The sequence below is a fragment of the Streptomyces sp. NPDC059247 genome, assembly GCF_042754005.1.
Lineage (GTDB): Bacteria > Actinomycetota > Actinomycetes > Streptomycetales > Streptomycetaceae > Streptomyces.
This window is the reverse complement of sequence record NZ_JBHYZW010000012.1, coordinates 35,441-48,390: the sequence shown is the minus strand read 5'-3', so window position 1 is coordinate 48,390 and position 12,950 is coordinate 35,441. Positions and strand designations below refer to the sequence as shown.

The 12,950-nt window shown below is 73.6% G+C and carries 12 protein-coding genes; 3 read left to right on the top strand and 9 right to left on the bottom strand.

What is annotated here, in order from left to right; translation table 11 throughout:
• Window positions 1-18 precede the first annotated feature (18 nt).
• A complete protein-coding gene (locus ACFXGN_RS21700; RefSeq protein ID WP_384861564.1) occupies window positions 19-1,107 on the bottom strand; it encodes an ROK family protein in 1,089 nt (362 codons plus the stop codon).
• 56 nt (window positions 1,108-1,163) lie between these two features.
• Here ACFXGN_RS21700 and ACFXGN_RS21695 point away from each other — a divergent pair, with 56 nt between their 5' ends.
• On the top strand, window positions 1,164-2,270 hold the full coding sequence (locus ACFXGN_RS21695) for a Gfo/Idh/MocA family oxidoreductase (protein ID WP_384861562.1): 1,107 nt from the start codon (window positions 1,164-1,166) through the stop codon (window positions 2,268-2,270).
• Between the two features lie 18 nt (window positions 2,271-2,288).
• Here the strand turns inward: ACFXGN_RS21695 and ACFXGN_RS21690 are convergent, their stop codons facing one another.
• The 5 genes from ACFXGN_RS21690 to ACFXGN_RS21670 form a co-directional block, all read right to left on the bottom strand.
• Window positions 2,289-3,737 (bottom strand): choice-of-anchor A family protein, encoded by a 1,449-nt coding sequence (locus tag ACFXGN_RS21690; RefSeq protein WP_384861560.1) that lies wholly within the window; start codon window positions 3,735-3,737, stop codon window positions 2,289-2,291.
• Between the two features lie 107 nt (window positions 3,738-3,844).
• Window positions 3,845-4,702, bottom strand: coding sequence for a fumarylacetoacetate hydrolase family protein (locus ACFXGN_RS21685; protein ID WP_384861557.1), 858 nt, complete (start codon window positions 4,700-4,702; stop codon window positions 3,845-3,847).
• Between the two features lie 137 nt (window positions 4,703-4,839).
• Entirely contained in the window at window positions 4,840-5,583 is a 744-nt protein-coding gene (locus ACFXGN_RS21680) for a YidC/Oxa1 family membrane protein insertase (RefSeq protein WP_384861555.1), read from the bottom strand.
• A gap of 109 nt (window positions 5,584-5,692) precedes the next feature.
• Entirely contained in the window at window positions 5,693-5,989 is a 297-nt protein-coding gene (locus ACFXGN_RS21675; RefSeq protein WP_384861551.1) for a DUF6412 domain-containing protein, read from the bottom strand.
• Between the two features lie 234 nt (window positions 5,990-6,223).
• The gene (locus ACFXGN_RS21670) at window positions 6,224-6,754 is read right to left on the bottom strand and encodes a winged helix-turn-helix transcriptional regulator (protein WP_384861549.1); all 531 of its coding nucleotides are present in this window, start codon (window positions 6,752-6,754) and stop codon (window positions 6,224-6,226) included.
• A 102-nt stretch (window positions 6,755-6,856) separates the two neighbouring features.
• Here ACFXGN_RS21670 and ACFXGN_RS21665 point away from each other — a divergent pair, with 102 nt between their 5' ends.
• A complete protein-coding gene (locus ACFXGN_RS21665; protein WP_384861547.1) occupies window positions 6,857-8,497 on the top strand; it encodes an MFS transporter in 1,641 nt (546 codons plus the stop codon).
• A 307-nt stretch (window positions 8,498-8,804) separates the two neighbouring features.
• Here ACFXGN_RS21665 and ACFXGN_RS21660 read toward each other — a convergent pair whose 3' ends face one another.
• Window positions 8,805-9,590, bottom strand: coding sequence for a class E sortase (locus ACFXGN_RS21660; RefSeq protein WP_384861545.1), 786 nt, complete (start codon window positions 9,588-9,590; stop codon window positions 8,805-8,807).
• A gap of 63 nt (window positions 9,591-9,653) precedes the next feature.
• Here ACFXGN_RS21660 and ACFXGN_RS21655 point away from each other — a divergent pair, with 63 nt between their 5' ends.
• Window positions 9,654-10,655: a hypothetical protein gene (locus ACFXGN_RS21655; protein WP_384861542.1), complete on the top strand. Its 1,002-nt coding sequence runs from the start codon at window positions 9,654-9,656 to the stop codon at window positions 10,653-10,655.
• 8 nt (window positions 10,656-10,663) lie between these two features.
• Here the strand turns inward: ACFXGN_RS21655 and ACFXGN_RS21650 are convergent, their stop codons facing one another.
• Complete coding sequence (locus ACFXGN_RS21650) at window positions 10,664-11,800, bottom strand: MrcB family domain-containing protein (RefSeq protein ID WP_384861539.1); 1,137 nt, start codon at window positions 11,798-11,800, stop codon at window positions 10,664-10,666.
• 71 nt (window positions 11,801-11,871) lie between these two features.
• Complete coding sequence (locus tag ACFXGN_RS21645; RefSeq protein WP_384861536.1) at window positions 11,872-12,510, bottom strand: ATP-binding protein; 639 nt, start codon at window positions 12,508-12,510, stop codon at window positions 11,872-11,874.
• Window positions 12,511-12,950 lie beyond the last annotated feature (440 nt).

Sequence of the window (12,950 nt, the reverse complement as noted above, 5' to 3'; positions counted from 1 at the left end):
CGCCCCCGCCTGGTTCCCTCAGCCCTCCGTCGACACCCGGCCCGCGCGGGTGCCGAAGACGGAGGTCAGGGGGAGCCAGGCGGCTCCCTCGGCCACCGCGTCCCGGCCGGTCGCCACCTCGACCGGGGTCGGCAGGCCCAGCCCGGCCAGGACCTCCCGCACCCCGTCGGCGAACACCTCCGGCGCGGCCAGCGCCACCCGGCCGCCCAGGAGGACCCGGTCGATGTCGAGGAGCCGGACGAGGTTCGCGGCGCCGGTGCCGAGGAGCCGCGCGGCCCCCGCCAGGTCGCCGCGCGCGACCGCCGCCAGACACAGGACCTCCAGACAGCCGCGCCCGCCGCAGGCGCACGGGGGCCCGTCGAGCAGCACGGTCTGGTGACCGAGTTCGCCCGCGCCCGTCCGGTCCCCGCGCAGCGGAGCCCCGCCGAGGACGAGTCCCGCGCCCAGCCCCGTACCGAGGTGGACGTAGGCGAAGGAGCCGGGGGCGGCGGGGCGCAGGGCGAGGCCGAGGGCGGCGGCGTTGGTGTCCTTGTCGAGGGCGACGGGCAGCCCGGTGCGGCGGGCCAGTTCGGCGCGGACGGGGTGGCCCGCCCAGCGCGGGAAGCCGGTGACGCGGCCCGGCACGCCCGCGCGGTGGTCCAGGGGCCCCGGCATGGCCGCGCCCATGCCGAGGACGGGCCCGGGGGCATCGGCAAGCAGCCGCAGGACCTCGTCCGTCACCGCGTCGAGGACGGGTCCCGGGCCCGCGCCCAGGTCCAGGGCGCTCCGGCGCAGGGCCACGGGCGTGCCCGCGAGGTCCACCAGGAGGACGGTCAGCTCGTCGCGGTCGAGGTGGGCGCCGACGGCGTGCCCGGCGGAGGGGACGAGCCGCAGGACCGTCCGGGGCTTGCCGCCGGTCGAGGCGCGGCGCCCCGCCTCGGCGGCCAGGCCCTCGGCGCGCAGCCGGGCGGTGATCTTGCTGACCGCCTGGGGGGTGAGGCCGGTGCGCCCGGCGAGTCCGAGGCGGCTGATGCCGGTCTCGCCCGCCGTGCGCAGCAGGTCGAGGACGAGCGCCGTGTTGTGGCTGCGCAGCGCCGGTACGTTCACTCCGCCGAGGTCCGTCTTCACCGGTCCATTGTCGCCGCCGCTTGCACTTAGGCAACACCGTTGCTTAAGTGAGGGGCATGACTGGCACGGACCCCACCGGCAGCGCCGCCCCCCGTACCCCCCTGCGCGTCGGGCTCGTCGGCTACGGCCTCGCGGGCTCGGTCTTCCACGCCCCGCTGATCGCCGCCTCCGAGGACCTGACACTCGCCGCCGTCACCACCCGTGACCCGGAGCGGGCCGCCGGGGCGCGGGCCGCCCATCCGGGCGTCCGGGTCGCCGCCTCCCCCGAGGAGCTGTGGGCGGACGGGCCGGACGGGCTCGACCTGGTCGTCGTGGCCTCCCCGAACAGGACGCACGTCGCCGTCGCCACCGCCGCGCTGGAGGCCGGGCTGCCCGTCGTCGTGGACAAGCCGCTCGCCGGGACGGCCGCCGGGGCCCGCGCCCTGGCCGCGCTCGCCGAGGAGCGGGGTCTGCTGCTCTCCGTCTTCCAGAACCGCCGCTGGGACAACGACTTCCGCACCCTGCGCCGGCTCCTCGCCGAGGGCGCGCTCGGCGAGGTCCAGCGCTTCGAGTCGCGCTTCGAGCGCTGGCGTCCGCGCCCCAAGGGCGGCTGGCGCGAGTCGGGCGCGCCGGAGGAGATCGGCGGTCTGCTGTACGACCTGGGGAGCCATGTCGTGGACCAGGCGCTGGTGCTGTTCGGGCCGGTGGTGGCGGTGTACGCCGAGTCGGACGTGCGCAGGCCGGGCGCGGAGGCCGACGACGACACCTTCCTGGCGCTGACCCATGCGAACGGGGTCCGCTCCCATCTGTACGTGAGTGCCACCGCCGCCCAGCTCGGCCCCCGTTTCCGGGTGCTCGGGCGGGACGCGGGTTTCGTGAAGTACGGGCTCGATCCGCAGGAGGCGGCGCTGCGCGAGGGGCTGCGGCCGGTGCCGGGGGGCGCCTGGGGCGAGGAGCCGGAGGAGCTGTGGGGCAGGCTCGGCGCGGGCGAGTCGCCGCTGACCGGCGGCGGGACGCCGGTGGCCTCGCTGCCGGGCGACTACCCGGCGTACTACGCGGCCGTCGCCGCCGCCCTGCGCGGCACCGGGGAGAACCCGGTGACGGCGCACGAGGCGGCGGCGGCCCTCGACGTCCTGGCGGCGGCCCGCCGTTCGGCCCGCGAGGGCGTCACGGTGAGGCTGTGAACGCCCTTCCTCCTCCGCTCAGTTCGTCCGTCGCCGCTTGCGGCTGACGATCACGAGCGCGCCGCCGCCAAGGGCGAGGGCGACGGCGGTGACGCCCATCACGATCTCCCCGGTGCCCGCGCCGGTGTCGGGGAGGTGGCCGCCCGGACCGTGGTGGCCGCCGCCGGAGTCCCCGTAGCCGCCGTCACCGCCGTTGTCGCCGGAGCCGCCGTCGGTCCCGCCGTCCGCCGTACCGCCGTCGGTCGCGTCCGTGGGGGTGGGAGTGGGTCCCGCCGGGGTGGGCTCGGTGGGGGTGGGGGTCGGCTCGGTCGGCGTGGGCGTGGGCCCCGTGGGGGTGGGGGTCGGTTCCGTGGGAGTGGGAGTCGGGGTCGGCGTGGGGGTCGGGGTCGGAGTCGGCTCCGTGCAGTCGGGCAGATCGCCGTCGAACGGGTAGGCGTGGAACTCCTGTCCCCCGCCGCCGCCCTGCTCCGAGGCGTGCGTCAGGGCGCCGGTGGTGAAGAAGCGGCCGTTCATGCCCGGCATCGTGACCGTCGCCGTGCTGGCCTGGTCGCCGATCAGCACGCTGCCCGCGAACTGGGCGGTGCCCTCGAACTTCACCGTCGTGGCGTCCGGGAAGTTCCACAGGACCCGCTCGCGCAGACCGTTCGGCAGCTGGTCGATGTACGAGTCGACGGTACGGCTCGCGCCGAGGAGGTTGACCAGGACGGTCGCGTCGGCGGGGATGCCGGTGAACCGGATGCCCTGCTGGCCGCCGTTCGCGGACTGGAGGTCGAAGTCGACGGTGAAGACCTGGAGCTTCGAGGCGCCGTCACCCGTGAAGAGGGTCTCGCCTCCCTTGTTGACGGCGGTGCCGGTGGGGGTGCGGGAGGCCCCGTTCACGTACGCGTAGCACTGGCTCGCCTCGGTGAGCTGACCGCGCAGCGCGGTGTACGGGTCCGCCGCCCCGGAGTCGTTCACCGGGGTGGGGATCACCGTGCCGGAGAGCGTTCCCCCGTACCGTACGACGCCGCTGATCGTGCCCTCCTCGGCGAGCAGCCGCTGGCCGGCGGCCACCGCGAGGTCCTTGCCGACGGTGAGGAAGTCGGTGCCGTCGTCCGGGGGGACGCGGGAGCCGACGCCCGCGACGCCGACGTTGTAGACGCTGGAGGCGCCCGCCCGCTTGTTCATGTCGAAGCCGCCGAGGACCACGACCTTGCCCTCGGCCTCGGCCGCCCCCTCGCGGACGCGGAAGTCACCACCGACGAAGACGTTGATGTTGTTGTCGCGGTACCGGACCGGCCCGCTGCCGAGATCCGGGTACGTGGCGGGGCAGTTGCCCGGCTTGCAGGGACCGAGGCCGCCCGGCAACGGCTCGGCCCAGCCGGTCACGGCCAGCGCCCCGACCAGGGCGGTCGCCCCGACCGTGGACGCGGCGATGACCGCGAGGCGGCGCAGGTCACGTCGTTGCTCATGCGCGTTTCGTTCCATATCCGGCAATATGCAAAAAAGGGTATGAAAAAGGCGACGCCCCACGCGGGGGCGCCGCCGATTTCGCCGAGGATCCTCGTCCGGCCGACCGCCGGGTCCGGCCCCCGTCAGGCTCCCTTGAGTTCCTGCCGCTGCCGTCCGAGTCCGTCGATCTCCAGCTCGACGACGTCACCGGCGCGCAGGTACGGCTTGGGGTCGGGCTGCCCCATGGCGACCCCGGCGGGCGTGCCGGTGTTGATGACGTCGCCCGGGTAGAGGGTCATGAACCGGCTGACGTACCGCACGACCTCGGCGACCGGGAAGATCTGGTCCGAGGTGTGCCCGTCCTGCCTCAGCTCGCCGTTGACCCAGAGGCGCAGGCCGAGGGCCTGCGGGTCCGGCACCTCGTCGGCGGTGACCAGCCAGGGCCCGAGCGGGTTGAAGGTCTCGCAGTTCTTGCCCTTGTCCCAGGTGCCGCCGCGCTCGATCTGGAACTCGCGCTCGGAGACGTCGTGGGCGACGGCGTACCCGGCGATGTGCGCGAGGGCCTCCTCGTCGGTCTCCAGGTAGCGGGCGGTGCGGCCGATGACGATCGCCAGCTCGACCTCCCAGTCCGTCTTCACCGAGCCGCGCGGCACGAGCACGGTGTCGTCGGGGCCGACGACGGTGTCGGAGGCCTTGAGGAAGACGACGGGCTCCGCCGGGACCGCGGCGCCCACCTCGGCCGCGTGGCCGTGGTAGTTCAGTCCGATGCACACGACCTTGCCGATCCGGCCCACGGGCGGGCCGACGCGCAGTCCGGTGGCGTCGAGCGGGGGCAGGACCCCGGACCCGGCGGCGGCCCGGACCCGGTCGAGCGCGAAGGCGTCGCCGAGCAGACCGCCGTCGACGTCGTCGACCAGCGCGGACAGGTCGCGGAGGGTCCCGCCCTGGTCGAGCAGGGCGGGCCGCTCGGCCCCCGGCGGGCCGACACGCAGCAGCTTCATGGACTTCTCCCTGTGGTCGAGGTGGGCCCGGGAAGGGCCCCGAGGTGCCCCGGCCGATGGAGTGCGGCCATCGGAGGATTGGTCGATCCTCCAAGAGAACGGGTCACGCGGCAAGACCCCGTTCAGCCCGTGGACCCTTACGCGCGAGTAGCGACGGCGGCGACGCCCTTCTCCGGCCGCTTCCCCCGGTCCTCCTGGTCCCGGAAGAGCAGGGACCGCTCGACGGCGGTCCAGGTGGTGCTGGTGACGACGTAGAGGGCGGCGGCGAGCGGGACGACGGCGACCGTGACGAGGGTGAAGAAGGAGAGCAGCGGCATGACCTTGGCGAGGGCCCCCATGCCCGGGGCCTGCTCGCCCAGGTCGAGGGGCTGGGCGGCGAGCTGCCGCCTGGTGCGCCGGTACGTGAAGGTGGCGACGGCGGCGACCAGCGCGAACAGGACCAGGTAGACCCGCCCGGCGGGGCCGAGGAGCCCGCCGTCCGCGAGGGCGTCGGCCCAGTGGTTCCCGAGCGGCGCGCCGAAGAGCGCGTGCCCGGTCATCCGGCCGCCGGAGAACAGGTGGTACATGAGGAAGAAGGCGGGTGCCTGGAGCAGGCTCGGGAGGATTCCGGCGAAGGGCGAGACCTTCTCGCGCGCGTGGAGCGCGGTGACCTCCTTCCGCAGGCGTTCGGGGTTCTTGGCGTGCTTCTTGCGGAGCGCGGCGAGCTGGGGCGCGATCCGGGTGCGGGCCTTCTGCCCCCGGGCGGAGGCCCGGGACAGCGGGTGGACCGCGAGCCGGACCAGCGCGGTGAAGAGGATGATCGCGGCGGCCGTCGCGGTACCGGCGAACAGCGGCTGGAGCAGGTCGGCGAGCCACTCGACCAGGGAAGCGAAGACGGACAAGGGGGAGCCCTCCGTGGGGTCTCGTCGTGCCGGGGAGAAAAGGGGTTCTCGGCATGACGGATCCGCGCGGGGCCCGGTCGGAGGTGGTGCGGTGTGGTGCGGGGGCTCCCTACGCGGCCGTCGGGAGGAGACGGCCGGGAGCGCGGGGTCTGCGGCGTCCGGCCGCGTCGGGGTCGCGCTGGGGCAGGAAGGCGGTGCGCAGCTCGCGGTCGCGGATGGCGGTGCGGACGGCGGTGGTCGGTACGGCGAGGGCCGTACGCGCTCCGAAGAGGGAGCAGACGACGGTGGTCGCGGCGAGGGCGACGGCGGCGGAGACGCTCGCGCCGTCGGAGAGCAGGAGGTCCGCGAGGGCGAGGAGGAAGAACAGCGGTGCGACGACGCGCGGGAAGAGGTCCCTGACGGTCATGGCCTGCCCTCCCCTCCCGGCTGCGGATCGTGCGGGTCCCGCGCTTCGTGGATTTCGTACGGGGTCCCGCGATGAGGACGCGCGGGAAGGAACGGAAGTTCCCTCCGGGCGTACGGGCACCACGGGTTCACCCGTTCGATATTCGCACACCGTCCCCTTGACGGGCGCGGGCGACCCGGCGGCGCCCCCGCACTCGTACCCGTACGCCTCCTCCGTACCCGTACGCCTCGGATCTCAGGCGGGCGCGTGTTCCAGCGGGGTCAGGAGGCGGCGGGGGTGGAGGAACGCGCGGCTGACGGGGTCGGCGGGGTCCCGGTCGAGCCCGGCACCGGGCCGCATCTCGACGTCGGCGGGCGGCACCGGGACACGGCAGACGGGACACTCGCCGTACGGACCGAGTTCCGTGCCGCAGTCGGCGTGGTGGAAGTGGCGCACCGGTACGGCCCCGGGGACCTCGGCCCGGCCCCAGGCGCCGAGCGAGCGCAGGACGGGCCAGAGGGCGAGACCGCGCCCGGTGAGCAGGTACTCGTCGCGCGGGGGCGACTGCTGGTAGCGGCGCCGTTCGAGGACCCCGGCGTCGACGAGGGCCTGGAGGCGGGCGGCGAGGACCGCGCGGGGGACGCCGAGGTGGGCGAGGAAGTCGCTGTAGCGGCGCACGCCGTAGAAGGCGTCGCGGACGACGAGGAGGGTCCAGCGCTCGCCGACGACTTCGAGGGCGCGGGCGATGGAGCACTGCTGGTGGGCGTAGTCCTTGCCGAGAGCCATGGACCCATCCTACCCAATGCGGGTTCATTGAGTGAACCTTGCTGGTACGGTGAGTCCACCTACCAAGTTCGTTCACCGAACCCACGGGTGGAGGTTCCCGCCGTGCCCCGACTCGCGTCCCTCGCTCCCGCCTCCGCCCCGCCCCTCGGCGCCCGCCCCCGGGGGGTCCTCGCCGTCACCGCGGCGGCCACCGCCGTCGCGCTGATGAACTACACCGCGCCGATGCTCACGCTCCCCGACATGGCCGCCGCCTTCGGGACCCCGGCCTCGGCCCAGGCATGGCTGCTGAACGGCACCCCGCTGGGCCTCGCCGTCCTCCTCCTGGTCGCCGGCAGCCTCGCCGACGCGCACGGGCGCCGCCGGATCTTCCTCCTCGGCACCCTCGCCCTCGGCCTCACCACCGCGCTCGGCGCCCTCGCGGGCGGCACGGTCACCTTCACGGCGGCCCGGATCGCCCAGGGCGCGGCGAGCGCGGCGGTCCTCGCGGGCAGCCTGGGACTCCTCGCCGAGTCCTACCCGGCGGGCCGGGACCGGATCAGGGCGACCGGGATCTGGGGGGCGTCGGTCAGCGGCGGCATCGCCCTCGGCCCGCTGCTCGCGGGCGCGCTGAGCCTGCTGGACTGGCGGCTCGCGTACGGGGTGCTCGGCGCGGCGGCCCTGGCGACGGCGGCGGTGGGCGCGAGGACACTGGGCGCGCCCCCGGCCACCGGACCCGCGCCGGGCGGGGGCGGCGGCCTGGCCGGTGGGTCCGTACCGGACGTGGGCGGTGCCCCGGGCGGTGGACCCGTACCGGGTGTGGGCGGTGCCCAGGGCGGTGGACCCGTACCGAGTGTGGGCAGCACCCCGGCCGGTGGGTCCGGATCGGGTGTGGGCGACGGCCCGGGTGGTGGGTCCGGATCGGGTGTGGGTGGCACCCCGGGCGGGGGACCCGCGCCGGGCGGGGGCGGCGTCCCCTCCCCCAGGACCACCCCCCGGCCCCGTCCCGACCTCGCGGGTGCGGCGGCGTTCGGGCTCGCCCTCGCGGCGCTGCTGACCGCGATCACCCTCGGCCGGGACGGCTGGCTGCGGCCCCAGGTGGGCCTTCTGCTGCTGGCCTCCGCCGCGCTGACCGCGCTGTTCGTGGTGGTCGAGCGCCGGAGCCGGGCGCCCATGGTGGACCTGGCGCTGCTGCGGCGGCCCGCGTTCCTGGCCTCGACGCTGGGGGCGCTGTTCACGGGCCTTGCGGTGATCGGCCTGTTCAGCGTGGTGCCCGCGCTGCTCCAGAGCGGGGCCGGGATGTCACCGCTCGGGGCCGCGTGGCTGTTCGTGCTGTGGTCGGGGACGGCGTTCGTGGTGGCGCTCCAGGCGCGTCGGCTCGCGGGCCGGCTCTCGGCCCCGTACCAACTGGCGCTGGGCTTCGTCCTGTCGGCGGCGGGGGTCCTCGCGCTGTTCGGCGCCCTGGACGGCCCGGCCGGGTCCTGGCCCCGGCTGCTGCCGGGCCTGCTCGTGGCGGGCGCGGGCAGCGGCCTCCTGAACGCGGCCCTGCCCCGGCTCGCGGTCGACTCGGTGCCGCCGGAACGGGCGGCGATGGGCTCGGGCGCCAACAACACCGCCCGCTACATCGGTTCCTCTGCGGGCGTGGCCCTGACCCTGGCCCTGGCGACGGCGGGCACGGGCCCCGACACCGCCGTCCTGGTCTCGGCGGCGCTCGCGCTGACCGGCGCGGCGGTCACCCTCGGCCTGTCCCGACGGCCACGCCGGTGAACCCCTCACCCGCGAGGACCTCCCCGCCGGACCGGCGGTCGGCCCGGCCGGAAGGCCCGTACGGGCCGACGAGGACGCTCACGGCGAGGTCGACGCCGAGCCCGGCCGGGAGTCCCTGACCGGCTGGGACGGCACGAGGTCCGCCTCGGCGCCGACCGGCCCCGGAACGACGGAGAGAGAACCCGGCCTCAGGACGAGGAACGGCACCGGCTCACGGACGGCGGCGCGGGCGGCGAACGGGACGGACGTACGAGACGGACGTACGGGAGGAGGAGCCGCAGCGGCTCGGGCCCGCCGCCGTATCGACTCACCCGGTCGAGACCAGCTTCGCCCAGACGACGAGCCGGTAGGCGCTGCTGAACTCGGGGGTGCAGGTCGTGAGGGTGAGATAGGCGCCGGGGGCGGTGTACCCGTAGGACGGCTGGACGAGCGAGCGGGGCACGGCCCGGACGACCCCCACGTCCCGGGGCGCGGTGCGCGGCAGGATCTGGTCGACGCGGTAGGTGTACGTGGCGTCCCGGGTCCGTACCGCGATCTCGTCCCCCTTCACCAGCCGGTTGACGTACCGGAAGGGCTCGCCGTGGGTGTTGCGGTGCCCGGCGAGCGCGAAGTTCCCGGTCCGGCCGGGACCGGCGGTGCCGGGGTACTGCCCGACGAACCCCCGGTCGAGGACGGAACGTCTGGAGACGCCGTGCGCGACGGGCACGGCGAGCCCGAGCCGGGGGATGCGGAGGACGGCGAAGGCTCCCGTGCTCCCGGGCCCGGCGGTGTCCGGCGAACCGGCGGGGGCGGGCCCGGGGGCCGTACCCGCTCCGGTGGGCCGCCCCGGCTCCGGCCGGGAGACGGACGGCGACGGATCCCCGGGGACCCCGCCCGGGGCCTCCCACCGCCGCTCCAGCACCCGCACCTGGTCACGGGCCTCGGCGAGGGCCTCCTGATTGGTCCACCAGAGCTGATGGACGACGAGGAGGAGGACGACGACACCACAGGTGACGACGGTCTCGGCGGCGACCCACAGCACGCGCGCACCGGTACGGCGCCGCCCCCGTCCCTGGACGACCACCGGCACCCGCTGTCCCCTCCGTGCCCGCACCCGGGGCACGATAGGCGCCGGCGCGCCAACTCTCCAGGCCCGCACAGCAGTACGGTGGAGACCATGCGCCCCGACACGCCTGCCGCCCACACCACCGAAGCCGAGCGACTGCTGCGCACCGCGACGCAGTACCCCGGGGACAGGGAGCCGCTGTTCCTGCGGGCGGCTGCCCACCTGGAGCTGGCGGGCGACCGCCCCCGCGCCACCGTGCTCTACGACGACCTGCTGTCCGCGTCCCCCGCGAACCCCGTGCTCATCAGGGCGCTGAAGGCGGCGAACCTGTGGGAGTACGGCCATGAGGCCGAGGCCCGCGCGATCATCGACGGCGTGCGGTGGGCGAAGCCCTCGGACGCGGCGGCCTGGGAGATCGTGGCGGAGACGCTGGAGGCCCACGACGAACTGGAGGCGGCGGAGTCGACGCTGACGGAGGCGGCGACGCTGCTGGCCGTCTCCGACGAACTCCCGCACGCCACCCGGTCCCTCCTGACGACCCGGCACCGGGTCCGCCGGATGCTGGCGCTCCCGCACGACACCTGGGACGACCAGGCGGACCGGCTGCACCCGGCGGAGGTGCCGCTGGACGAGCTGCACGACCCGAAGCGGCTGTGGGCGCTCGGCTCCTCGGACCCGGCGGAGCTCCAGGCGGAGATCACCCGGCTCCGCTCCGAACTGGGCGCCTACCGGACGGCCCTCTCCCGCCCCTTCCCGGTGGCGGTCCTCCACTGGCCGGAAGCGGAACTGGACGAGCTGCTGACGGCCTACCCGGAGCTGGAGGCGGAATACCCCACGTACACGGCCCATCTGACCGACCTGGAGGCCTCCCTCCGCGAACTCGCCCAGGCGGGCACCCCGAACCTGGGCATCGTCCGCGCCACGGTCCCCTCCTACGAAGCCTTCGCGGCCTCGGAATCCACCCACCCCGCGAACCCGGCCCTCCTCCCCCAGTACGCCACCACCCTCGCCGCCCGAGGCCGAGCCACGACATGGCCCCCGGCCTGGGGCGAGGGGTGCTGGTGCGGGGGCGAGGGGGTTTACGGGGGGTGTCACGGGGGCTCCTCCGCCTGAGGCCGCCGCTATGTGGTCGTCATCCCCCAGGCCCGCGCCTTGGGGGATCCGTCCCATCCGTCCTCGGACCGCCAGATCGAGGCGATGCCCTGCTCTTCCAGATACGGAACGTAGGCGCCGATCCCCTCGGAGAACAGCCCTATGAGGAAGGGTTCCGGCTCCTTTTGATACAGGAAGTGGCGGTACTCGAAGAGCTGACCCAGCGCCTCACGGACCGCCGTCGTCGCGTTTCCGTTGCGCACGACCTTCGCCTCGACCAACCACTCGGATTCCTGCGCTCCGGGCTCCTGTGACTTCTTCAGGACCAAGTCCTTGGGGTGCTGTCGACGCGTTATGGGTTGATATCCATGTTTTGCGATGTAGAGGCCGAAGTCCTTGATCAGATCCTCGTGAAAGCGCTGCTTGATCTGTTGTCGAGCGCTGATCTGCACCTTGTACTCACCGCTGTCCTTCGGCTGGAAGTCAGCGAGCGGGTCGAAGTCGGCGGGTGAGGTGGCGGCTTGTGGAGCGGAGACGTGTCCACTGAAGTCATAGGCCAGTTGGATCGCGTCCGCGTCATTGCTCATCCACCAGACGCGGTCGAACTCCTCAGCCCGCCGCAGGGACTCGATGCCCAGCAGAAGGTCTTCCATCAGCGTGATGTCACTGGGAAGCGCGGCGGTGTCGTACACCTTGGCGATCACGCTGGCCGCCTCGTACGCCTTCGGACGCGTCGCGCCATCCCGGAGCGCCGGTTCGTCCACCCAGTCAAGGCATTCCTGACGCCTCACGGCCCGGCGAAGTCGCGCCGCGTGATGACGGAGGTGTGCCTCCCGCGCGAGCCCCTTCCCCAGATGGTCTTCCAACCAGGTGATCCCCTGCTGCAAGGTCAGCGCCACGTTCTTCAGATCGGCGCTGAAAATGTAGGCGAGGTACAGGCCCTTCTTGGGGTCCCACATTCCCCCCTCATCGAAGACACCGATCCATGGAGTCGCCGCGGGACTGGCCTGCCCTCCGTGCCCCTTAGCCTTGAACCCCGTGGGAAGCGAGAGATCCGTACGGCTCGCGACGCCCCTCAACACCTGTTGTCCCACGACGTCACGCTTCGAACCGGCCGTGCGGTCATAGGTTTTCGTGACCTCGCCGAGCAAATCTCGCATCCCCATGCGGAGAATCTAGATCACGGCTTCTCATCACGGATACGCGCTGGTCCTACCTCGTCACCTTCTCGATCTCCTCAGCGTCCGGCCTCAAACCGCGTCTGAGCCGCGTCAAGGATGTCGTCGGCGTCATACCCATGAGCGTCCACCCAGCGGAGAAGGTCGATGATCACCTCGATCACCGCACGGTTGGTCGCGGCCACCGTCAGCCGACTCGCCGCGCCCGGTCGGGAAAGGGCGACAGCGCCGTAAAGGCAGAGCATGGCTTCCGCCCGCATGACGCGAGCATCACCACTGTGCCCGTGGGGCGCGGTGAGGTCGGTGGCGATCTCACACCAGGTGACCCTGTGTTCCGGTTCCCACAGAACACCCCAACAGTCCGTGACCCCGTCCACCAGAGCGAGACCGGTGTCCATCTCAGCGGCGGGTGCGGTGAGCGTCGGCGGCACGTGCCACCCGGCATCCCGGACCTCGATCCGCAATGAAGTGCCGCTCATCGAAAAGCGGAGCGATGCCGGGGTGCCCGCTCCTCCCTGTCGAATCACCCGAGAGACCAGCTCGCTCACACAGAGCTGGGCCGCATCGCTCTGCCGGGACAGTCCCCAGAGCTTCAAATGGAGTCGCACCACACGGCGGAGCCCTGCGACCTCCCGTGGTTCCGCGAGGAACGACAGCTCCCACGTCTCACGCACCACGCAACCGTCCGCGCCCTTCACGCCGCCCCGCTCTTCCCCAACTCGGCCCACACTTGCTTGCCCCACGGGTACTGATCGGCTCCCCACTCCAGCGCGAGAGCGTCGACGAGGAACAGTCCCCTCCCCCGAAAGCGATCGTCGTCCCCAATCGTTCTCCGGGGCGGGACGACTCTGGAACGGTCGGCCACGCTGAGACGCGCCACATGAGGGGAGGGCCTCGCGACGCCCACGCGGATCCACGGAAGTCGACCGTGGTCAACCGCGTTGGAAAGCAGCTCGGTGACCACGAGAGCGGCGTCCTCGATCAGAGGCTCCAGCGTCCAAAGCGTCAGCGCCGTGCGAACCAGCCCGCGGGCGACCATCGCGCTCTTCGGCTCGCGCGGGAGGGTCTGAAAGTACGCGGGGTGCCCCGTGGGACGGGAAACCGCAGGACCGGCCGTCGCGTCTAGGGCAGGAGGCCA

Coding starts and splice junctions, on each gene's coding strand:
- ACFXGN_RS21690 (WP_384861560.1), bottom strand. CDS start 3,737: ATGGAACGAAACGCGCATGAGCAACGACGTGACCTGCGCCGCCTCGCG.
- ACFXGN_RS21675 (WP_384861551.1), bottom strand. CDS start 5,989: ATGACCGTCAGGGACCTCTTCCCGCGCGTCGTCGCACCGCTGTTCTTC.
- ACFXGN_RS21650 (WP_384861539.1), bottom strand. CDS start 11,800: ATGGGGATGCGAGATTTGCTCGGCGAGGTCACGAAAACCTATGACCGC.
- ACFXGN_RS21655 (WP_384861542.1), top strand. CDS start 9,654: ATGCGCCCCGACACGCCTGCCGCCCACACCACCGAAGCCGAGCGACTG.
- ACFXGN_RS21685 (WP_384861557.1), bottom strand. CDS start 4,702: ATGAAGCTGCTGCGTGTCGGCCCGCCGGGGGCCGAGCGGCCCGCCCTG.
- ACFXGN_RS21670 (WP_384861549.1), bottom strand. CDS start 6,754: ATGGCTCTCGGCAAGGACTACGCCCACCAGCAGTGCTCCATCGCCCGC.
- ACFXGN_RS21695 (WP_384861562.1), top strand. CDS start 1,164: ATGACTGGCACGGACCCCACCGGCAGCGCCGCCCCCCGTACCCCCCTG.